The following is a 20,086-nucleotide window of genomic DNA, read 5'->3' on the forward strand; positions in this document are numbered from 1 at the left end:
TGTCAATGCGGGTCGGGCATGCCCGACCCCTACACGGCTTCTGAGACCCTAGGGGTCCCTACACGGCCTCTGAGACCGTAGGGGCGAGGCACGCCTCGCCCGGTACCAAAGCGGGTAAATGACAGCCTTACACCGCGTGCGGCTGTGGATGTTTTGACAGCGGCAGCCAGCACAGCAGGATCAGCAGCGCAGTGGCAAACATCAGCATCCCCAGGCTGAACTGACCGGTTTGCGGCAACAGCGCAGACAGCCACGCGACCAGCCCAGAACCAAGATTCTGTAATCCCCCCACCAGCGCTCCGGCGGTGCCCGCCATATACGGCCAGGGCTCCATTGCACCCGTCGTTGCCAGCGGAAACAGCATCCCGGCACCGAAAAAGAACAGCGATGCCGGCACAATCAGCGTCCACAGATTCATCACGCCCAGCCAGCCGGGGATCCACATCATCACGCCCGCCAGCAGGCAGCTGTTCACCGCATACCACATCACCGTGGTGAAGGGTTTCTCACTGCGCCCGGCAAACCAGGCACCAAAGAAGGCCGCAGGCAGGGGCAATATAAACAACACGCTGACGGCGAGGCTGCTCATACCCAGTACACCTCCCATCAGCACGCCACAGCTGGCCTCAAACACCGCAATCCCAGACAGCGCACCGATCAGAATCACCAGATAACGGACAAAACTGCTGTCGGCCAGCAGTGGACGGTAACGGGAGAACAGCGGGCGTGTCTGCTGTCCTGCGGGACGCGTTTCCGGCAGCCAACGCAGCATCACGCCAGCAACAATCAGGCACAACAGCAGTAAAAAAGCGAAACAAGCGCGCCAGCCAAACAGGTGTGTCAGCCCGGCACCAATCACGGGAGCAATCAACGGACTGACCAAAATTCCCATGTTAAGCAGGCTGTTGGCCTGACGCAGCGCACTACCGGCGTAGAGATCACGCGGCATTGTGCGCGCCATCACCCCGGCAACACCCGTGCCCATTCCCTGAATAGCAGCCCCCAGCACCAGGCCATTCAGACTGCCTGCCAACAGTGCGGTGAGCGATCCGGCAATAAACACCGCCATTCCCATCAGGATCACCGGGCGACGCCCGATACTGTCAGACAGCGGGCCGTAAAACAGCTGCGAGGCACCGTAAGCCATCAGATAGGCAGCCATCACCCGTTGTACCGCACCATCGCGTACATGGAAGACATCAGCAATGGTCGACATCGCCGGAACATAGATCGTCTGCGCCATCTGTCCCACCGCCAGCAATGCCATCAGCATCACCAGCAAATGGCCATTTTCTATTTTTTTCATTACGTTACGACTCTTCTAAAAAGCGGAAACTCACCCAACCAGCAAGGGTGGCCAGTCATACCGGCACAATGGCGCTGAAAATATCAGGAATGCGTAGCAAAGCGAGGGGGGCGCGGTAAATAACGCTGGCGCCACTGTCAGTAAAAGCAGGCGTGTCTGTAAAAAATTTTTTACGCTACGTTTAAATAGTGCTCATACTTTGTCGATATGAGCTTTCACCCGGGCCGTCGGGTGGAAAAAAAACCGATGGCTGGCGAAGATAGCCGCAGAGACGTCACTTATGTCGCAAGCGAATGAAGGAGTTTTTTATGGCCGTATGGGTCAACGCCCGCGTTAAACATGTCACCGACTGGACCGACAGTCTGTTCAGCCTGACGGTGACCGCTCCCATCGACCCGTTTACCGCCGGGCAATATGCCAAGTTGGCACTGGAAATTGACGGCGAACGTGTGGTGCGCGCCTATTCCTTTGTGAATGCGCCCAGCAATGAAAATCTGGAGTTCTACCTGGTCACCGTGCCGGAAGGGAAACTCAGCCCACGACTGCATGCGTTGAAACCCGGCGATGAAGTGATGATTACCCAGGATGCTCAGGGCTTCTTTGTACTGGATGAAATCCCTGAGTGTGAAACGCTGTGGATGCTGGCAACCGGCACCGCCATCGGGCCGTATCTGTCGATTTTACAGGAAGGAAAAGGGCTGGAGCGCTTCAAAAATATCGTACTGGTCCATGCCGCACGCTATGCACAAGATCTGAGTTATCTGCCAGTGATGCAGGCATTACAGCAGCGTTACGTTGGGAAACTCCAGATTCAAACCGTGGTCAGTCGCGAAGAGAGCCCGGGCTCACTGACGGGCAGAGTGCCCGCGCTGATAGAGAGTGGCCAGCTGGAAGCGGTGACCGGGCTGAGCATCGATGCCGAACACAGCCATGTCATGCTGTGTGGCAACCCGCAAATGGTGCGCGATACCCAGCAAGTTTTAAAAGAAACCCGCGGCATGCGTAAACATCTCAAGCGCAAACCCGGGCATATCACCAGCGAACATTACTGGTAATCCGGTGAGCGGCGGCGCAGATACACCACAGGCTGCGTCGCTTTGCCAAACCGGTTATCACCCGGTGTACCCGCAAAACCGCCCAGTTCAACCACCATACCGACCATGATCAATGTGGGAATAAAACGGCCCACCAGCCACTGCGCATCTGCCGGCAATATCGCCCAGTGCCCGGCCATCAGCATCCAGGCGACGATAAACAGCAGCGCCCACTGGCCGCCTTTGTTACGGTCGTGCAGTCGTTTTACCATGACAGCGCTGGTGGGCCACAGCAGGGCCACCACGCAGAAAGCTGCCGTCTGCGTATCCAACAGACCATTGCCTGCCAGCGTAAAGAGCAGCACCAGCATCAGCAGCCAGGCCACCTGCCAGATCCAGAAGTCGCGCCGTCCCAGGCGACCACGAAAAGAGAAACACCATTGCTGTAACGTCATTATTTTTATCTCAGAGTCCGGGTGCCCTTTGACTTTGCCGGTCATTGTCCGTTTTAATCTTGGGCTGAGTTTACTGGTTAGGGTCATTGAAATGAAGAACGCGATTTTGGCAGCAGTTGCACTGCTATCCGCAATGACGATCGCTGCGGCACACGCCGATCCGGACCCGCAGGATCGGATTGAGCATTTGCCTGGCGCGCCCTACTTACAGGCCGGCGCCCCCACCTTTGATATGACTATCGGCCAGTTTCGCGAAAAGTATAATGCTGCCAATAAAACGTTACCGTTAAGTGAATATCGCGCCATTGACAGCAGGAATGATAAAAGCAATCTGACGCGTGCTGCCAGCAAGATCAACGAAAATCTTTATTCGTCGACTGCACTGGAACAAGGCACGGGAAAAATCAAAACGTTGCAGATCACCTGGTTGCCCATTCCTGGCCCGGAACAGAAAGCCTCACGCGATAAAGCGCTGGCGTACATCGCGGCGCTGATTCATTACTTTGAACCGATGCTGAGTGAAGCCCAAAGCCAGAAACGTGCCGAGGCGCTGGTGACCAAAGGCAAAGGCTCTCGCTTTTACCAACAGACCGAAGGGGCACTGCGCTATATCGTGGCCGATAACGGCGATAAAGGATTAACCTTTGCGGTGGAACCGTTGAAACTGGCCTTGAGCACACCCTGAGACGACAGGCCCAAAGGATGACGAAAAGCAAAGCCTTTCCGATGTTTGATCTCTATACTGTCTGGCAGACAATGCTGCCTGCTGGCAGCTTTAATACTCTCTAAGCGTGGAGGATACAATGCGACATCCATTAGTTATGGGTAACTGGAAACTGAACGGCAACAAACACATGGTCAACGAGCTGATCGCCGGTCTGCGTACCGAGTTGAGCGGTGTTGATGGTTGTGGTGTGGCGATTGCTCCGCCTGTTATGTATCTGGATCAGGCGAAACATGCCATTTCCGGTAGCCATATCGCACTGGGTGCGCAGAACGTTGACGTTAACCTGTCTGGCGCTTTCACCGGTGAAGTCTCTGCCGACATGCTGAAAGATCTGGGCGCGCAATACATCATCATCGGCCACTCTGAGCGTCGTACTTATCACGCTGAGAGCGATGAGCTGATCGCGAAAAAATTCGCTGTGCTGAAAGCAGCCGGTCTGATCCCTGTACTGTGCATCGGCGAAACTGATGCAGAAAACGAAGCGGGCAAAACCGAAGAAGTGTGCGCACGTCAGATCGATGCCGTGCTGAACACCCTGGGCGCTGACGCGTTCAACGGCGTGGTTGTCGCTTACGAACCTGTATGGGCTATCGGTACCGGCAAATCTGCCACTCCGGCTCAGGCTCAGGCCGTTCACAAATTCATTCGTGACCATATTGCGAAGAAAGATGCTGCGGTGGCCGCTCAGGTCATCATCCAGTACGGCGGTTCTGTGAACGATAAAAATGCGGCAGAGCTGTTTGCTCAGCCAGACATCGACGGTGCCCTCGTGGGCGGCGCATCACTGAAAGCGGATGCTTTCGCGGTGATCGTTAAAGCTGCCGCTGCAGCGAAAAAAGCCTGATGATGCCTCCTGCCCCTCCCCGGGGCAGGATTTAACCGAATGTGCCAACCAGCATTTTCAGCCGTTGCGCACACGCCTCAAACCCTTCATGTGGCATATTCGTCACACTCAGCACCAGCCCATAACGACGACGCCCCTCATCCTGATACCACACCGACAGCGGTGTTGGCGCCATGCCAAACGCCAGTGCTTCATGCGCGATGCGCGTATCCTGGCATCCCTCCGGCAGCGCAATGATCACCGCCAGTGCCGCACGCGTTGCCTGCGGGAACAGCGGTTGCAGTGCTGCCAGCAGCGCCACCAGCCGTTCGTTGTACAGCCGCTTCATCCGGCGTAAATGACGCATAAAGTGGCCTTCATGCAGAAATTCAGCCACCGCGTTGTGCAGCACAAAGGACGAGGCGGGTGCCAGCAGCGCAGCTGCCTCAGCAAAATGTGCCGCCTGTGATGCCGGAACAACCAGATAACCCAGACGCAGCGACGGGCTGAGGTTTTTACTGAAAGTACCAATATGCAGCACGCGCCCCTCATCCAGCGCAGCCAGTGCCGGGGCCGCCCGCCCTTCCAACTGCAACTCACCGAGATAGTCATCTTCAATAATCCAGCTTGCCTGGCGTTCCGCCCACGCCAGCAGCGCCGCTCGCCGTTCCAACGACAGCGTCATACCTAACGGGGCCTGCTGACCCGGCGTAACCAACACCGCAGCGGCATCTGCCGCCAGCCGTATTCCTTCCGCCACGCACAGTCCTTGCTCATCCACGGCAACGGGAACGGCTTCGACACCGGCAAGCGTTAGCGCTTTACGGGCCAGCAGATAACCGGGGTCTTCTGTCCATACCGACTTGCCACGCAAACCCAGCGCCAGGCAGATCAGCCCCAGCGCCCCGGCATAACCATTGGTGATCATCACCTGCGAAGCCTGACAACGTATGCCGCGAGCCATCGACAGATAGCTGACCAGTTGTTCCCGCAGTGCCAGGCTGCCGCGCGGATCGGAATAGCCGATCGGTTTACTCACCATTTCCCGGGCATGACGCGTGAGAATGCGCGACCAGACCTTGGCAGGAAAGGCATCGTTGGCAGGCACGCCCATCTGAAACGTCAGCGGCGGACGATCGAAAGCGTGGATAACCGCCGCCAGCGGTGCCATCACTGCCGTATCCGACAGCAGATTTTTTCCCGGTGAGTGGTGAACCTCGCTCACCCAGGTGCCCGCCGATCCTTTCGTCACCAGCCGCTGACTGTCGACCAGCATGTCATACGCTGCGCGTACCGTGCCACGTGCCACACCAAGCTGTGCGGCCAGATCGCGGCAGGAGGGGACGCGCGATCCGGGCTTCAGACGCCCTTCATCAATCGCCTGCGTGATCCCCTGACGGATCTGCTCACTCAGCGAGTGGCCCGTATCGCGCCGCAGCAGAATATCGGGAACGGATGGACCATTATTTTTATGAATTCCTGGCACTTTTAGCTGCCCATAAAACAGATGAGAATAGCGCCCTACCCAGATAAAAGGACAAGGCAATGAGCGAACGTATCAACTTCTACACCACTTCACCCGCGGGTATGAAAGCACTGGCAGGTGTCTCAGGCTATGTCACGCAAAGCGGTTTGCCACACGATATTATTGAGCTGGCCTTCCTGCGCGTCTCTGAGATCAACGGCTGTGCTTACTGTATCGACATGCACACCAAAGCGTTACATAAAGCGGGACTGCCCTGGGACAAAATTGTGCTCACCAAAGTCTGGCGCGAAGCGGGTAACTGGTTCTCCCCACGTGAACAGGCGGCGCTGGCCTGGGCAGAATCATTGACGCTGATTGCACAGACCCACGCGCCGGACGCGGTTTTTGCTCAGGTGCAAGCGGAATTTAGTGACAAAGAGATCACCGACCTCACGATCACCATTGGTTTAATGAATGCTTACAACCGACTGGCGATCGCCCTGCGTAAATTGCCGGACAGTGCTCCTCGCTCTTAACTTCATTCTGTTCAAATAGTTACCCCTCATTATCCTGTGGGATATCCTTCGCCCTGGCGGGCCGTTCAACGGCCCGTATCAATGTTGCTTATTTTTTAACGCTCATCATTCTCATTTTTAATCTTTAAACACTTTTTTAATTACCCCGTAACAATGCTATATTTCTGACGCTTTTGAACAGCGATTAAACACTTTGAATTCATGTGGATTTTCGCTGTCAGCAATCCAGAAAGGGCGAAGCAGTCAGACGGGTTCCAGAAGGCCTGCCACTGCTTCTCTACTTAACATGTTGATTTCCTTCAACACGGAGATGTCGTCTCATGCGCAAACTGGCAGTAGAGAAGCACGTCGATGTATTACTGATCGGGGGTGGCGTGATGAGCGCAACACTCGGTACCTACCTGCAAGAGCTGGAGCCAGAATGGCGCATCAGCATGGTAGAGCGTCTGGATGGTGTAGCCGAAGAGAGCTCAAACGGCTGGAATAATGCCGGTACCGGCCATTCCGCTCTGATGGAGCTGAACTACACCCCAGAGAACGCAGACGGTTCTGTCGATATCAAAAAAGCGGTGGAAATTAACGAAGCCTTCCAGGTTTCCCGTCGTTTCTGGGCACACCAGGTGCAGCGTAATGTCCTGCGCGATCCCCGCAGCTTTGTCACCAGCGTCTCGCATATGAGTTTCGTCTGGGGCGAAGAGAACGTCGATTTCCTGAAGAAGCGCTTTACCGCCTTGCAACAGAGCACTCTGTTTCGCGGGATGGAGTTCTCTGAAGACCCGGATCAGATTAAAGAGTGGGTGCCACTGGTGATGGAAGGTCGTGACAGCGCGCAGAAAGTCGCGGCGACCCGTATTCCGACCGGAACCGATGTGAATTTCGGTGAAATCACCCGCCAGCTGGTGGCATCGCTACAGCAGAGCAAAAACTTTGAACGTCAGACCAGCCATGAAGTGCGTGCGATTAAACGCAATGACGATGGCACCTGGAGCGTCACCGTATCCGACCTGAAGAATAACGATGAGAAAACAATCATCAGGGCGAAATACGTGTTTATCGGCGCCGGTGGGGCAGCGCTGACGCTGTTGCAGGAGTCCGGTATTCCGGAAGCGAAAAACTATGCCGGCTTCCCGGTCGGTGGTGAGTTCCTCGTGACCGATAACCCGGAAGTGGTGAAGCGTCATCAGTCTAAGGTGTATGGCAAAGCGTCGGTGGGTGCCCCGCCGATGTCTGTACCGCATCTTGACTCCCGCACGCTGGATGGCAAGCAGGTGCTGTTGTTCGGGCCGTTCGCCACGTTCTCCACCAAGTTCCTGAAACAGGGTTCACTGTGGGATATGTTCGGTTCCATCACGCCATCCAACCTGATGCCGATGGTACGCGTTGGCCTGGATAACTTTGACCTGGTGAAATATCTGGTCGGTCAGGTGATGCTGAACGAAGATGACCGCATCAACGCCGTACGCGAATACTTCCCGGACGCCCAAAAAGCCGACTGGCGCCTGGTGAAAGCTGGCCAGCGCGTGCAGATCATTCAGAAGGATGCCAACAAAGGCGGCGTGCTGAAGCTGGGGACGGAAGTGGTCACCTCACAGGATGGCACGATTTCGGCACTGCTGGGTGCCTCTCCGGGCGCCTCTACGGCGGCACCGATCATGCTGGACCTGATGAGCAAAGTGTTCAAAGACCAGATGGCATCGCCGGAATGGCAGAGCAAGCTGAAGGCGATCATTCCTTTCTACGGTCAGAAACTGAATGGCAATGTGGCAGCCACCGAGCGTGAGCTGGCCGAAACCAGCCGTATTCTGCAGCTGGATTACACGCCAATGAATCCGGCCGCGAATGACGAACCCGTTGTTGCAGTGGATTCCGTGGTCGGCAAGTAATCTGTGTAGGGGTCAGGCATGCCTGCCCCTCTTCTCCGCTGATTATGACAGCTGGAATGCCTCCACCAGCATCCACACCGTGGTGACCAGCAATGACAGCGCCATCACGCCGTTAAACAGCTGAAGTTTCCACGCCACCTGCAGATGTTTTCCCAGCCGATCGCCCATCATTGCCCAGATCAGAATGCACGGCAGGTTCAGCGCCATAAAACTCAGCATCACCGTCAGAATCGTACTGTTCACGGTGTACATCAGCGCCACGTTGATCGCCATCAGCCAGGCTTTAGGATTCACGGCCTGGAACAATGCCCCACCGACAAACGTCATTGGCCGCGCTTTCTCACGTAACTCCGGCGCACCAGAGCGGAAGATCTTCCACGACAGCCACAGCAGGTAGGTACAGCCGAGCAGAGTCAACGGCAGACGTATCGCGCCCATCCATTGCAGTAATACCTCAAGCATCGCCCCCGCAAGCGCCGTCTGTAATCCGCAGCCGACCATAATGCCGCTGACCATCGGCAGTGTACGGCGTATGCCAAAGTTCACGCCTGACGTGGCCAGCATCAGATTGTTCGGGCCTGGGGTGATCGACATCACCGTGACGTAGCTGATAAAAGAGGGATCAAGCATGATTTCTGTCCTGCATTCCAAGTGAGAGCCTCAGTGTAATCAGCCGTCAGCAATGGTAACAGATGCAGAAACCCGCTATTGTTATGAGTACAATACGTCAAACATAGTCACTGTACCCACAGGTTGAGGAGCACATTGTGTCCATCGTCGAACCGCCGATCACGTTGTACCATCAGCTGGCAGAAACGCTGGCGGAGGCCATCCATCAGGGCACCTTTATGCCCGGCAGCCGCCTGCCCGCGATTCGCCGCTGTGCCAGCAACCATCAGGTCAGCGTCAACACCGTGCTCACCGCCTATGGCATCCTGGAAGATCGCGGGCTGATTGAAGCTCGCCCGCAGTCAGGGTACTACGTGCGCGACACGCTGCCTTCGCTGGCCCGGCCCTCTTTTCAGCGCACCAGCGTACGTTCCCCCAGCAGCGAAAAACTCGATCTGATTGATGCAGTGTTCGCCGCACAGAACCACAGTGACTACACCAATATCTCGCTGGCCTGTCCCCAGAGCGGGGATTTTTTCCCGACAGGGAAAATCAGCCGCATTATTGCCTCGCTTCTGCGCAGGGAGCCCGAACTCATTGGCCGCTATGCGCTCCCCCCCGGCAGTCTGCGTCTGAGACGTGAAATCGCACGCCGCTCAATGGAACTGGGCATCACCCTTAGCGCAGAAGACATCACCCTGACGCATGGCTGTATGGAAGCGCTGCAACTCGGGCTGCGTGCCGTCACACAGCCTGGCGACTGCGTCGGCGTGGAAACACCCACCTATTTCTATCTGTTCCCGCTGCTGGCCAGCCTCGGTCTGAAAGTGGTGGAAATCCCAACGGACCCACAGTACGGGTTGTCGCTGGATGCGCTGGAGCTGTTGTTACAGGAAAAACGTATCCAGGCGCTGATCGCCATGCCAAATGCGCAGAACCCGTTAGGCAGTAGCATGACGCTGGATGGCAAAAAACGGCTGGCGCGGCTGGTCAATCACTATCAGGTGCCGCTGCTGGAAGACGGGCTGTACACTGAACTGCAATTCTGCTGGCCGCTGACGCCCGCAGTAAAAGCCTTCGATGATGGCGGCTGGGTGATGTACTGCACCAGTTTTACCAAAACGGTTGCCCCCGACTTCCACCTTGGCTGGATTGCCGCCGGGCGTTTCAGCCAGCAGCTGGCGCGGCTGAAAGCCGTCTCTTCACTGGCAGAGTCTCGCCTGCTGTCGGAAGCGCTGGGGCATTTTCTCGAGTCAGGTGGCTACGACCATCATCTGCGCTCACTGCGCCGTCGTTACGCCGCGCAGCTGGAAGAGGCCCGCGGTATTATCGCCCGCCATTTTCCTCAGGGAACGCGGGCCACGCGCCCGAGCGGTGGCTTTGTCTTCTGGGTTGAGCTGCCGGGTAACGTCGATAGCGTGGAACTGTTCCATCGTCTGTTGCAGGAGAAGATTTGCCTGACGCCGGGTGCGCTCTACACCCTCTCCGAACGCTGCAACAATGCACTGCGCCTCTCCTGCTGTTATCCCTTTGACGAACGCTATACCTGGGCGCTGAAACGCACGGGCGCGCTGGCGTGTGAAATGAGTGGCATTGCGGCGGGGATGTAACGGCGTGGTGTGACGCCACTGCGGGTCGACCGCAAAAAAGTCGACCCGGACGGGTTATGGCGTGCCGTTACGGCCCCAGGTGGCATAACCCTTACGCGCCGTCAGGCGCTCATAGTAGGCACGCACCGCAGGCAGATTAGCGTGATCGAGCGGTGTCTCATACCAACGGTTCACGGACAGGCCTATCGGAATATCAGCCAGTGAGAATGTCTGCCCGGCCACATACGCACCCGTGCGCTCCAGCTGCTGGTTGAGAATCCCCATCGTGTAAGCCCAGCCTTTTGATGCGGCAGCCAGCAGACGCGGGTCCTGATGCGCCGGTGAGTGACGCACCAGTGACATAAAGGCATAGCGCCAGGCAGTATTCAGTTCCGTCGCCTGCCAGTCAATCCACTGATCGACACGGGCACGGGCCTGTGGTGCCGTGGGATACAGCGCTTCGCCACCGTAAGCGTTCGCCAGATAGCGAATGATGGTGTTTGACTCCCAGAGAATAAACTCACCGTCCTGAATCACCGGGATCAACGCATTGGGGTTCATCGCCTTAAATTCTGCCTCCTGCGGTGACTTAAAACCATCGCCCCACTCTTCGCGGTGAAAATCGATCTCCAGCTCATCGCACAGCCAAAGCACTTTTCTGACATTGATAGATGAGGCACGTCCCAGTATTTTCAGCATAAAATCATCACTTTTTTAACCACTGTGGTTTATTAATACCCATAATAGTCGGTACTGACAGCCGCCAGGCGGATCGTCAACCAACGGAACCTTCACGCTGACAGGAAGAGCTATGACGCAATTACGCCCTTTTAAACAGGTCGATGTATTTACTTCCACCCCGTACAACGGCAACCCGCTTGCGGTAATTATGGATGCCAGTGGTCTGAGTGATGAGCAGATGCAGTCAATCGCCCGCTGGACCAACCTGTCGGAAACTACGTTTGTCCTGCCCCCCACCGATCCGACGGCCGACTATCGGGTGCGTATTTTCACCCCGGATACCGAATTCCCGTTTGCAGGCCATCCCACGCTGGGCACGGCACATGCGCTACTGGAGGCGGGCATCACACTTCACCACCCTGGCCAGATTGTGCAGGAGTGTGGGCTGGGACTGGTGCGGGTCAAAATTAGTGACGACGGCGCGCTGGCTTTTGCTGCCCCGGAAGCGATCCTCACGCCCTTCAGCGATGCGCCAATCAGCAGCGCGCTCAACAGCGACCACCTGGAAACAGAACTGCCCGTGATGATTGCCGATATGGGGATTCGCTGGCTGCTGGTGCCCATGACGTCAGCCAATGCCGTACTGGCGCTGAAGCCAGACGTGGTGGAGTTTTCTCGCTTGGTGCAGAAAGCCCGGGTCGATGGCGTGATGCCGTTTGGCCCCTTGCCCGGTGGGCAAGAGCAATACGAAGTGCGCGGCCTGCTGATTGAGCAGGGCTCGCTAACCGAAGACCCGGTCACCGGCAGCGCCAACGCGTGCCTGGCGCGTTACTTCCAGGCACGTGGCGTCGAGTTGGATTACCGTGTACGCCAGGGAAGCGCGATGCAGCGGGCCGGGCGCCTCAGCGTGCGCTATGCGGCTGACGGCATCTGGATTGGCGGTCAGACCGTCACCGTGATTGACGGCTCGGTCCGGGTATAATCCTTTCCCCGTAGAGGCGGACCTTCTGTTTCGGTCCGCCTGCCCCCTGAATTACAGGAACATTCCGCCCGAAGCCTCGATACGCTGGCCGTTCACCCAGCGGCACTCTTCGCTGAACAACGCGGCAACCGCATGGCCGATATCATCTGGCAGCCCAACGCGTCCCAGCGCAGTCTGTGAGGCGACAAACGCATTCATTGCCGCATCATCACGGACTTTTCCGCCACCGAAGTCCGTTTCAATCGCGCCAGGTGCCAGAATATTTACCGCAATACCGCGCACGCCCAGTTCTTTGGCCTGATAACGCGTCAGCACCTCCATTGCCCCTTTCACCGCCGCATAAGCGCTGGAGCCCGGCAGGCTGAAGCGTGCCAGACCGCTGGAGACATTCAGGATGCGCCCACCGTCAGCCATCAGCGGCAACAGGATCTGCGTCAGGAAAAACGGCCCCTTAAAATGGACATTCACCAGATGATCAAACTGCGCTTCCGTGGTGTCAGTGAAAGGGACGTACAAACCCGTACCGGCATTGTTTAATAAATAATCAAAGGTTTCACGCTGCCATACCGTTTTGAGCTGTTGGGCAACCTCAGCGGCAAATGCGCTGAAGCTCTGGCTGTCCGCCACATCCAGCGGAAGTGCCACCGCACGGGCCCCGAGCGCCTGAATGCGGGCCACAACGGCTTCCGCTTCCTGCTGCTGGCTACGGTACGTCAAAATCACATCAACGCCCTTTGCGGCGAGTTTCAGGGCTGCATTCTGGCCTAAACCACGGCTTCCGCCGGTAATCAGTGCTATTTTCTGGCTCATTTTTTTCTCCAGGGAGTGGGCTGTGGACAAAAAAGAGGATATTACCTGCCAGCTGAACTATAAATGTCTTCAAATACGCTTCACTGTTCCATTAATAACAACAATGAGCTCAGCAATGGATAAAATTCACGCAATGCAGGTGTTTGTCAGAGTGGCGGAAATGCAGAGTTTTACCAAAGCAGCGGAGAGCCTGGGCCTGCCAAAGGGTAGCCTGTCGCGCCAGATCCTGGCGCTGGAAAACAGTCTCGGTTCACGTCTGCTGCACCGTACCACACGCCGGGTGCAGCTGACTCAGGATGGGCAGGTTTACTTCGAGCGCTGCCGTGATGTGCTGGCCACGCTGGATGAGATGGACTCGCTGTTTCAGCACGACCCCGCGACCCTGAGCGGACGACTGCGGGTCGATATGCCGGTAAGCCTGGCCAGTAACTACCTGATCCCGCTGCTGCCGGATTTTTTACAACATTACCCGGGAATTGAGCTGGAGCTGAGCAGCAGCGATCGGCGAGTGGATGTGATTCGCGAGGGCTTCGACTGCGTAGTGCGCGTTGGCGTACTGGAGGATTCCGGGCTGATTGCGCGTCAGCTCGGCCATCTACCGTTGATCAACTGTGCCAGCCCGGGCTATCTGGCGCGCTTTGGCACACCGCATACGCTGGAAGCCCTCTCTCAACATGCCCTGGTGCATTACAGCCAGCATCTGGGGAGCCAGCCTGAAGGGTTTGAATATTACGATGGGAAAACGGCCCGGCTGATTAAGACCGGCGGCGTGATGACTGTCAACAGTACTGAAACTTACCGCGCCGCCTGTATCGCCGGCCTGGGGATTATCCAGGTCCCACGGGCAGGGGTATTGCAGGCGTTGAAAGAGAAAAAACTGGTCGAAATCCTGCCACAGTTCCCGGCACGCGCCATGCCCGTCTCCCTGCTCTACCCCCACCGCCGTAACCTGGCACGCAGGGTGCGAGTGTTTATTGAATGGCTCAGTCAGGCCCTTACGCGTTACGTCACCTGACCAGCAGGCTATAATTAGCGGCAGTCTTACCGTCAAACCAGGATAAAGAAGGATTCATGGCAGAGAAACCACAACGTACGACCCGACCCGAAGAGCAGTCCGCAGAGAAGCCGCTTATCAACCTGAAAACCGGCAATCATACGGTAGATAAATCCCTGACGCGGGTATCGCGACTGGTTGAGTGGTTCCGTGCTATTCCAGCAGTGGCGCATTTTATCCGCGCCGGTGAGCGCTTTAACGATCGTCTTGGCAGCCAGTTTGGCGCTGCGATCACCTACTTCTCTTTTCTCTCACTGATCCCGATCCTGATGGTCTCTTTCGCCGGCGTCGGTTTTGTGCTGGCTTCTAACCCTGATCTGCTCGCCAGGTTGATCAATACGATCGTGAGTAATATCAGCGATCCATCACTGGCCGCCACGCTAAAGAGCACGGTGAACACCGCTATTCAGCAACGAACCACCGTTGGCCTGACGGGCCTGCTGGTGGCACTGTATTCCGGGATTAGCTGGATGGGCAATCTGCGCGAAGCGATACGCGCTCAGTCACGCGATGTTTGGGAGCGTACGCCGCAGGATCAGGAAAAAATCTGGTTTAAATATTCGCGCGATTTTATTTCGCTGACCGGACTGGTGCTGGCACTGATTATCACACTATCACTGACGTCGATTGCCGGTGCAGCACAGGCCGCTATCGTACGTGCCCTGGGGCTGGAGGGGATTGAATGGCTGCGACCGGCCATGACGTTGATTGCCCTGTCGATTTCCATTTTCGCTAACTATTTGCTGTTTCTATGGATTTTTTGGATCCTGCCGCGCCATAAGCCGCGTAAAAAAGCCCTGTTTCGTGGCACATTGCTGGCCGCAATAGGGTTTGAAGTGATTAAATTTATTATGACGCTGACGCTACCGAAACTGGCCTCTTCGCCATCCGGTGCGGCCTTTGGGTCGGTGTTAGGACTGATGGCATTCTTCTATTTCTTTGCACGCCTGACGCTGTTCTGCGCGGCATGGATTGCCACCGCCCGTTATAAAAATGATCCGGAACCGGTGCAAAAAAACGAAGCGGTATAGTGTCAAAAGGAGCCGATTTTACCGGCTCCTCTCAAAACTCACTACCCGATGTCGAGTTCAATAATGCGCAGCGATGGTCCTGTAATTCCTCAGCAGAGGCGCGATTAAGCAGCAGCAGATTACGCTTCACCACCATCAACACTCGTCTGCCATCACCCAAAGCGGCAATGGCAATACCATAACTGCCCATGTTTTCACGCGCACCTGGCAACTCATTTGCCATACGAATAAACGGGCTGGTGCGTTTAAACTCATCACGACTGATCACTCTGACCAGATACTCATGGCTGCCAAGACGCTGGCTTTGCCAGCGATCATTCAGCCGCGTACTGAGCGCATCTAACTGGTGACGAATATCCGGGCGCAGGCAAGAGATATGAATGTGTAACTGATTTTGGGTACGTCCCCAGCGCGAATTAACCGCCAGTGAATAAATCCGATCATCTATAACCGCACCGCGTTTCTCTTCCATAAAATGACGTGCACGCCAGGCTTCCGCCAGATAATTAGGCGTAGAGGGATTAAGTAAACTCGGGCTCTCCACTCCCGTTATTTTCGCTACCAGCATCAGCAAAAATTGCAGCGCACCGTTCCTGTCTTTTAATACCACATACCCGTCCTGAATATTGACCTGACGGCAGGGGGACGAATTGTTTTTTTGCTCCTGGCCTGGTACACATTGCTGGCTGACTATTTTCCATAACTGGTCAGACTTTTTTAAGTAATTCAATGCAATATAAGCACAACCGACGGTTACCAATACCACTATAGTGACCAGCGTGATAACAACCCGCCTTCGTTCCAGCATCTTTTCCAAACCTCTACCCAATTGTTGTTCACAATGTAATCTAAGCTGCGTGAAATATCATGCGAAATCATCACTTCACGGTACTTTTTTGGAAACCAGGCTGCCTGATAAATACTTAAATCAAATAACGAAAAAGGGCCGACAAATGTCGGCCCTTCGGAACAATTCAGGGTTACGCGAATTAGCGCTTCATCACCTGGTCGTAAGTCCCCCCTTCCGCGAAGTGGGTTTTCTGCGCCTGCGTCCAGCCACCGAACTTATTATCGATAGTAAACAGTTTCACCGGCTGGAAGGTGCTGGCATATTTCTTCGCGACTGCAGCATCACGCGGACGATAGAAGTTCTGAGCGGCAATATCCTGCCCTTCGGTGGAATACAGATACTTCAAATACTCGTCAGCGACTTTACGGGTATCACGCTCGTCCACCACTTTGTCGACCACGGAAACAGTCGGTTCTGCGAGGATCGATTCGCTTGGCGTGATGATTTCAAACTGATCTTTGCCCAATTTGTTCACCGCCAGATAGGCTTCGTTTTCCCATGCAATCAGCACATCGCCAATGCCACGTTCAACGAAGGTATTGGTGGCGCCACGTGCGCCAGAATCCTGCACTTCAACGTTTTTAAACAGGGCCTTCACGTATTCCTGAGCTTTAGCCTGGTCACCTTTGTTCTGGTCCAGTGCCCAGCCCCAGGCCGCCAGATAATTCCAGCGTGCCCCACCAGAGGTTTTCGGGTTCGGGGTGATAACAGACACGCCAGGTTTGGTTAAATCCTGCCAGTCATGAATTTGTTTCGGGTTACCTTTGCGTACGAGGAATACGATGGTGGAGGTATAAGGAGCGGAGTTATCTGGCAGGCGCTTGATCCAGTTCTTATCAATACGGCCGCGCTCGGCAATCGCATCCACGTCGGAGGCCAGCGCCAGCGTCACCACATCGGCTTTGATGCCATTGATGACCGAAGTTGCCTGTTTACCTGAACCACCGTGAGACTGGCGGATGACGACATTATCGCCCGTTTCCTGTTTGTAATGCGCGCTAAACGCTTTGTTGTACTGCTCGTACAGCTCACGCGTTGGGTCATAAGACACGTTCAACAGCTGGATATCCTTGGCCAGCACGCTGGTTGAGGCCAGTAACAGGGTAATTCCTACACTCCACTTCTTCATTGCACGTACTCCCAAAGGTTTATCTGATAAGGAGCGTGACACAAAGTGTAGAGTGAATTAAAGAATTAAAAATTAGCTGTAATAACTATATGGAATAACGATTTGCATAATAAAGGCGCTGACCAGCAGCGCCTTGTTTTTCATCAGTAAAGTTTTTTAGCGGTATCCAGCCAGTCGCCTTTAAACGGACGCTTCATGTTTTCAATCGCGTCAATGATGTCATGGTGCACCATCTTCTCGTTTTGAATACCCACGCAGCGACCGCCGTAGCCCTGTAACAGAAGCTCAATAGAGTAAGCCCCCATACGTGAAGCCAGAATGCGGTCATAGGCTACCGGCGCCCCACCGCGCTGAATGTGGCCCAGCACCGTTGCACGCGTCTCACGTTTGGTTTCTTCTTCGATGTATTTTGCCAGATCGTCGATATCGCAGATGTGCTCAGTGATGGCCACGATGGCGTGTTTTTTGCCTTTGGCAATGCCCGCTTTGATTTCGCTCACCAGCTCTTCACGGGTGTAAGGGATTTCCGGCAGAACGATAAACTCACAACCACCGGCAATCGCCGCAGCCAGCGTCAGGTCACCACAGTAACGGCCCATCACTTCCACGATAGAAATACGCTGATGTGATGATGAGGTGTCACGCAGGCGGTCAATCGCTTCGACAACGGTTTCCAGCGCGGTGAAATAGCCAATCGTGTAATCCGTTCCCGCTACATCGTTATCAATGGTGCCTGGCAGGCCAATACACGGGAAGCCCATCTCGGTCAGACGCTTGGCGCCCATATAGGACCCGTCACCGCCGATCACCACCAGCGCATCAATACCGCGCTTTTTCATATTTTCGATGGCAACAGTGCGCACATCGTCATTACGGAATTCAGGGAAACGCGCAGACCCGAGGAAGGTGCCGCCGCGATTAATCATATCTGACACGCTGTAGCGGTCGAGATTGACCATGCGATCTTCATACAGGCCGAGGTAGCCGTCATAAATGCCACAAACTTCCAATCCTTCACTGAGCGCGGCGCGAACAACACCCCGGATCGCAGCATTCATACCTGGGGCGTCGCCGCCGCTTGTCAGTACACCGATTTTTTTGATCATGACAACCTCTGAACTTGATGATGCAAATGATGAATTCTGGACGCCGGAGCGGGATTAAAAACATACATACGAGATAACCGGCTCAATTATTGGCAATAGTATATCAAACACTTCAAGCTGAATTGATTCAGGTCAGGCAACTTTCGGCTATTTTTTTTGCGGTGTATCACGTTTTAAGTAGTGTAAACGCTAACCATTTCATTTAAAAACGCTTTACAGCTCAAATTTGCCCTGCGGCCTGTCGGGTATCACAGAACACGGGTCCTGATGAATAATCACATCGGAACCCGGAAACTGATGCAGCAGCGCCTGTTCAACCTGCTCCGCAATCTGATGAGCCTGGTACAGCGGAAGGTGGTCGTCCATTTCCAGATGCAGTTGAATAAAACGCGTCGGCCCGGACTGGCGCGTGCGAATGTCATGCGCCCCCTGAACACCGGGCCAGGCCGCAATGATGTCTATAATCGCCTGATGCTCCTCAACGGGCAGGGCGCGGTCGAGCAGGGCCTGAACGGCCTCATAACCCATACGCAAAGCACTGTACAGAATCCACACGCCAATCCCTAACGCAAACAGCGCATCGGCACGATGAAAGCCGTACCAGCTGAGGGCCAGGGCCAGCAAGATGGCACCGTTCATCACCACGTCAGATTGATAGTGCAGCATATCAGCGCGAATAGCCTGACTGCGGGTACGCCGAACCACCCAACGCTGGAATGTGACCAGCACGAGCGTTGCCACCAGTGCAATCACCGTGACGACCATCCCCACCAGCGGGGCTTTCATCGGTGCAGGAGACGCAAGGTGTTGTAAGCCAGTGAGGAATAAAAACAGTGCAGAACCGGAGATAAACATACTCTGCGCCAGTGCTGCAAGGGACTCCGCCTTGCCATGACCGAAGGTATGTTCAGCATCAGCCGGTTGCAGTGAGTAGCGCACCACAAACAGGTTGGTCAGCGAAGCGGCAATATCCACCAGAGAATCCACCAGCGCCGCCAGTACGCTCACTGAGCCCGTATACCACCATGCAAAAATCTTGATAATTAACAGCATCGAGGCCAGCACCGTCGCTGCAAGGGCAGCGGCATTCACCAGCCGGGCGTAATTTGCATTCATGGAATACCCCGTGACGTCGGAGTGCTAAGTATACTGAGTTTTGGGCAAAAAAAACCCCGCCATCATGGCGGGGGAAGACAGGGATATGTCATTTAATTGACCGCAAACCAATGAAACAAAAGGATTTGTCTCACTCAATGTCCACACATTGACCACATCTATAAAAAAGCCCGCGTAAAAGGCGGGCACGTTTTTCATTAAGCTTGCTCAGAAATCAACCATATTTGCGCGCAAAGTCTTCATCCGTTGAACACAGATAAATGATGAACTCCACAAAGGCGATGATGGATGGAATGAACGTCCAGCAAAAAATCAGATACAAAAAGCCCTGCCCGATTTTTCCCAAGTAAAACTTATGAACCCCAAATCCACCCAAAAAGAATGCAAGTAACGCAGCGGAAATCCTGCTTTTGTCCCCAGCTCCGGTGCCGGTGTTTTGAGTAGCACCGCACCCAGGACACGCTTTAGCAGAACTGTGAATCTCTTTGCCACAACCACGACAGAAAACCATCCCAGACATAAATCCTCCTAACTAGTTATTTACAAATCCGCACTTGTTATCGGCAGCTTAAGGCAAATCCCGCAGATTAAATTTAAAAAAGAACCCCGCATTGCGGGGTGTCTGTTTTCTTCAGAGTGATAAGGCTAACTGGTCATCCCCATAGTGGGAGCCGGGAAAAATATCTTTCGGCACGCTGTGCGCGGCTACCGGGCTGACCTGGTTCAGAAAATGCTCTACGGAATCCAGGGTAGTAAACGCGGCACCGCAGGCAAGGTTATTGCACTGGTGGTAACTGCGGCGAGTCATCTCGCTGATTCTTACGCTGGTACGGGTTTTGGCGCTGGCGTTGCATTTCGGGCAGGTGAACATAAAACCTCACCACTATCTGATTAAACTCG

At 55.0% G+C, this 20,086-nt stretch carries 21 protein-coding genes; 9 read left to right on the plus strand and 12 right to left on the minus strand.

The window, feature by feature from the left end:
- Positions 1-127: 127 nt before the first annotated feature.
- On the minus strand, positions 128-1,306 hold the full coding sequence (gene emrD / locus LJN55_RS22435) for a multidrug efflux MFS transporter EmrD (RefSeq protein ID WP_133846363.1): 1,179 nt from the start codon (positions 1,304-1,306) through the stop codon (positions 128-130).
- 308 nt (positions 1,307-1,614) lie between these two features.
- On the opposite strand from emrD, the gene fpr reads away from it, so the two are divergent.
- Positions 1,615-2,361, plus strand: a complete 747-nt coding sequence (fpr, locus tag LJN55_RS22440; protein ID WP_227535328.1) for a ferredoxin--NADP(+) reductase — start codon at positions 1,615-1,617, stop codon at positions 2,359-2,361.
- Here fpr and LJN55_RS22445 read toward each other — a convergent pair.
- Positions 2,352-2,795: a DUF805 domain-containing protein gene (locus LJN55_RS22445; protein WP_133846365.1), complete on the minus strand. Its 444-nt coding sequence runs from the start codon at positions 2,793-2,795 to the stop codon at positions 2,352-2,354. The genes fpr and LJN55_RS22445 overlap by 10 nt on opposite strands.
- A 91-nt stretch (positions 2,796-2,886) precedes the next feature.
- Between LJN55_RS22445 and LJN55_RS22450 the strand changes: the two genes are divergently transcribed.
- Positions 2,887-3,480: a YiiQ family protein gene (locus LJN55_RS22450; RefSeq protein ID WP_227535330.1), complete on the plus strand. Its 594-nt coding sequence runs from the start codon at positions 2,887-2,889 to the stop codon at positions 3,478-3,480.
- Between the two features lie 118 nt (positions 3,481-3,598).
- On the plus strand, positions 3,599-4,366 hold the full coding sequence (gene tpiA / locus LJN55_RS22455; RefSeq protein WP_133846367.1) for a triose-phosphate isomerase: 768 nt from the start codon (positions 3,599-3,601) through the stop codon (positions 4,364-4,366).
- A gap of 31 nt (positions 4,367-4,397) precedes the next feature.
- Here the strand turns inward: tpiA and pdxR are convergent, their stop codons facing one another.
- The gene (gene pdxR, locus LJN55_RS22460; RefSeq protein ID WP_227535332.1) at positions 4,398-5,831 is read right to left on the minus strand and encodes a MocR-like pyridoxine biosynthesis transcription factor PdxR; all 1,434 of its coding nucleotides are present in this window, start codon (positions 5,829-5,831) and stop codon (positions 4,398-4,400) included.
- Between the two features lie 59 nt (positions 5,832-5,890).
- Between pdxR and LJN55_RS22465 the strand changes: the two genes are divergently transcribed.
- Together LJN55_RS22465 and mqo are read left to right on the plus strand one after the other, a co-directional pair.
- Positions 5,891-6,346 carry a carboxymuconolactone decarboxylase family protein gene (locus LJN55_RS22465; protein ID WP_159338326.1) on the plus strand — a complete coding sequence of 152 codons (456 nt, stop codon included), beginning with the start codon at positions 5,891-5,893 and terminating at the stop codon, positions 6,344-6,346.
- 320 nt (positions 6,347-6,666) lie between these two features.
- Positions 6,667-8,229: a malate dehydrogenase (quinone) gene (gene mqo, locus LJN55_RS22470; RefSeq protein WP_227535334.1), complete on the plus strand. Its 1,563-nt coding sequence runs from the start codon at positions 6,667-6,669 to the stop codon at positions 8,227-8,229.
- A gap of 42 nt (positions 8,230-8,271) precedes the next feature.
- On the opposite strand, the gene LJN55_RS22475 is transcribed toward mqo, so the two are convergent.
- Positions 8,272-8,859, minus strand: a complete 588-nt coding sequence (locus LJN55_RS22475; protein ID WP_227535336.1) for a LysE family translocator — start codon at positions 8,857-8,859, stop codon at positions 8,272-8,274.
- Positions 8,860-8,996: 137 nt separating this feature from the next.
- Here LJN55_RS22475 and LJN55_RS22480 point away from each other — a divergent pair, with 137 nt between their 5' ends.
- Positions 8,997-10,448: an aminotransferase-like domain-containing protein gene (locus LJN55_RS22480; protein ID WP_133846372.1), complete on the plus strand. Its 1,452-nt coding sequence runs from the start codon at positions 8,997-8,999 to the stop codon at positions 10,446-10,448.
- A gap of 54 nt (positions 10,449-10,502) precedes the next feature.
- On the opposite strand, the gene LJN55_RS22485 is transcribed toward LJN55_RS22480, so the two are convergent.
- On the minus strand, positions 10,503-11,126 hold the full coding sequence (locus tag LJN55_RS22485) for a glutathione S-transferase family protein (protein WP_133846373.1): 624 nt from the start codon (positions 11,124-11,126) through the stop codon (positions 10,503-10,505).
- Positions 11,127-11,238: 112 nt separating this feature from the next.
- Here LJN55_RS22485 and LJN55_RS22490 point away from each other — a divergent pair, with 112 nt between their 5' ends.
- The gene (locus LJN55_RS22490) at positions 11,239-12,090 is read left to right on the plus strand and encodes a PhzF family phenazine biosynthesis protein (protein WP_227535338.1); all 852 of its coding nucleotides are present in this window, start codon (positions 11,239-11,241) and stop codon (positions 12,088-12,090) included.
- A 51-nt stretch (positions 12,091-12,141) separates the two neighbouring features.
- Here the strand turns inward: LJN55_RS22490 and LJN55_RS22495 are convergent, their stop codons facing one another.
- Positions 12,142-12,900 carry an SDR family NAD(P)-dependent oxidoreductase gene (locus LJN55_RS22495; protein WP_133846375.1) on the minus strand — a complete coding sequence of 253 codons (759 nt, stop codon included), beginning with the start codon at positions 12,898-12,900 and terminating at the stop codon, positions 12,142-12,144.
- Between the two features lie 115 nt (positions 12,901-13,015).
- Between LJN55_RS22495 and LJN55_RS22500 the strand changes: the two genes are divergently transcribed.
- On the plus strand, positions 13,016-13,915 hold the full coding sequence (locus LJN55_RS22500; RefSeq protein ID WP_227535339.1) for a LysR family transcriptional regulator: 900 nt from the start codon (positions 13,016-13,018) through the stop codon (positions 13,913-13,915).
- Positions 13,916-13,971: 56 nt separating this feature from the next.
- Positions 13,972-14,985, plus strand: coding sequence for an inner membrane protein YhjD (gene yhjD / locus LJN55_RS22505; RefSeq protein ID WP_133846377.1), 1,014 nt, complete (start codon positions 13,972-13,974; stop codon positions 14,983-14,985).
- Between the two features lie 31 nt (positions 14,986-15,016).
- Here the strand turns inward: yhjD and LJN55_RS22510 are convergent, their stop codons facing one another.
- The 6 genes from LJN55_RS22510 to LJN55_RS22535 all read right to left on the minus strand — a co-directional run bounded on the left by LJN55_RS22510 (position 15,017) and on the right by LJN55_RS22535 (position 20,057).
- Positions 15,017-15,793, minus strand: coding sequence for a CDP-diacylglycerol diphosphatase (locus LJN55_RS22510; protein WP_227535340.1), 777 nt, complete (start codon positions 15,791-15,793; stop codon positions 15,017-15,019).
- Between the two features lie 181 nt (positions 15,794-15,974).
- Positions 15,975-16,964 (minus strand): sulfate ABC transporter substrate-binding protein, encoded by a 990-nt coding sequence (locus LJN55_RS22515; protein WP_133846379.1) that lies wholly within the window; start codon positions 16,962-16,964, stop codon positions 15,975-15,977.
- 143 nt (positions 16,965-17,107) lie between these two features.
- Positions 17,108-18,070, minus strand: coding sequence for a 6-phosphofructokinase (gene pfkA, locus LJN55_RS22520; RefSeq protein ID WP_062746860.1), 963 nt, complete (start codon positions 18,068-18,070; stop codon positions 17,108-17,110).
- Between the two features lie 213 nt (positions 18,071-18,283).
- Positions 18,284-19,186 (minus strand): CDF family cation-efflux transporter FieF, encoded by a 903-nt coding sequence (fieF, locus tag LJN55_RS22525; protein ID WP_133846381.1) that lies wholly within the window; start codon positions 19,184-19,186, stop codon positions 18,284-18,286.
- Positions 19,187-19,400: 214 nt separating this feature from the next.
- Positions 19,401-19,706 (minus strand): TM2 domain-containing protein, encoded by a 306-nt coding sequence (locus tag LJN55_RS22530; protein WP_227535341.1) that lies wholly within the window; start codon positions 19,704-19,706, stop codon positions 19,401-19,403.
- A gap of 111 nt (positions 19,707-19,817) precedes the next feature.
- Positions 19,818-20,057, minus strand: coding sequence for an ogr/Delta-like zinc finger family protein (locus LJN55_RS22535; protein WP_133624021.1), 240 nt, complete (start codon positions 20,055-20,057; stop codon positions 19,818-19,820).
- Positions 20,058-20,086 lie beyond the last annotated feature (29 nt).

Source organism: Erwinia rhapontici (genome assembly GCF_020683125.1).
Taxonomy (GTDB): Bacteria; Pseudomonadota; Gammaproteobacteria; order Enterobacterales; family Enterobacteriaceae; genus Erwinia; species Erwinia rhapontici.

Coding starts and splice junctions, on each gene's coding strand:
- emrD (WP_133846363.1), bottom strand. CDS start 1,306: ATGAAAAAAATAGAAAATGGCCATTTGCTGGTGATGCTGATGGCATTG.
- fpr (WP_227535328.1), top strand. CDS start 1,615: ATGGCCGTATGGGTCAACGCCCGCGTTAAACATGTCACCGACTGGACC.
- LJN55_RS22445 (WP_133846365.1), bottom strand. CDS start 2,795: ATGACGTTACAGCAATGGTGTTTCTCTTTTCGTGGTCGCCTGGGACGG.
- LJN55_RS22450 (WP_227535330.1), top strand. CDS start 2,887: ATGAAGAACGCGATTTTGGCAGCAGTTGCACTGCTATCCGCAATGACG.
- tpiA (WP_133846367.1), top strand. CDS start 3,599: ATGCGACATCCATTAGTTATGGGTAACTGGAAACTGAACGGCAACAAA.
- LJN55_RS22465 (WP_159338326.1), top strand. CDS start 5,891: ATGAGCGAACGTATCAACTTCTACACCACTTCACCCGCGGGTATGAAA.
- mqo (WP_227535334.1), top strand. CDS start 6,667: ATGCGCAAACTGGCAGTAGAGAAGCACGTCGATGTATTACTGATCGGG.
- LJN55_RS22475 (WP_227535336.1), bottom strand. CDS start 8,859: ATGCTTGATCCCTCTTTTATCAGCTACGTCACGGTGATGTCGATCACC.
- LJN55_RS22485 (WP_133846373.1), bottom strand. CDS start 11,126: ATGCTGAAAATACTGGGACGTGCCTCATCTATCAATGTCAGAAAAGTG.
- LJN55_RS22490 (WP_227535338.1), top strand. CDS start 11,239: ATGACGCAATTACGCCCTTTTAAACAGGTCGATGTATTTACTTCCACC.
- LJN55_RS22495 (WP_133846375.1), bottom strand. CDS start 12,900: ATGAGCCAGAAAATAGCACTGATTACCGGCGGAAGCCGTGGTTTAGGC.
- LJN55_RS22500 (WP_227535339.1), top strand. CDS start 13,016: ATGGATAAAATTCACGCAATGCAGGTGTTTGTCAGAGTGGCGGAAATG.
- yhjD (WP_133846377.1), top strand. CDS start 13,972: ATGGCAGAGAAACCACAACGTACGACCCGACCCGAAGAGCAGTCCGCA.
- LJN55_RS22510 (WP_227535340.1), bottom strand. CDS start 15,793: ATGCTGGAACGAAGGCGGGTTGTTATCACGCTGGTCACTATAGTGGTA.
- LJN55_RS22515 (WP_133846379.1), bottom strand. CDS start 16,964: ATGAAGAAGTGGAGTGTAGGAATTACCCTGTTACTGGCCTCAACCAGC.
- pfkA (WP_062746860.1), bottom strand. CDS start 18,070: ATGATCAAAAAAATCGGTGTACTGACAAGCGGCGGCGACGCCCCAGGT.
- fieF (WP_133846381.1), bottom strand. CDS start 19,186: ATGAATGCAAATTACGCCCGGCTGGTGAATGCCGCTGCCCTTGCAGCG.
- LJN55_RS22530 (WP_227535341.1), bottom strand. CDS start 19,706: ATGTCTGGGATGGTTTTCTGTCGTGGTTGTGGCAAAGAGATTCACAGT.
- LJN55_RS22535 (WP_133624021.1), bottom strand. CDS start 20,057: ATGTTCACCTGCCCGAAATGCAACGCCAGCGCCAAAACCCGTACCAGC.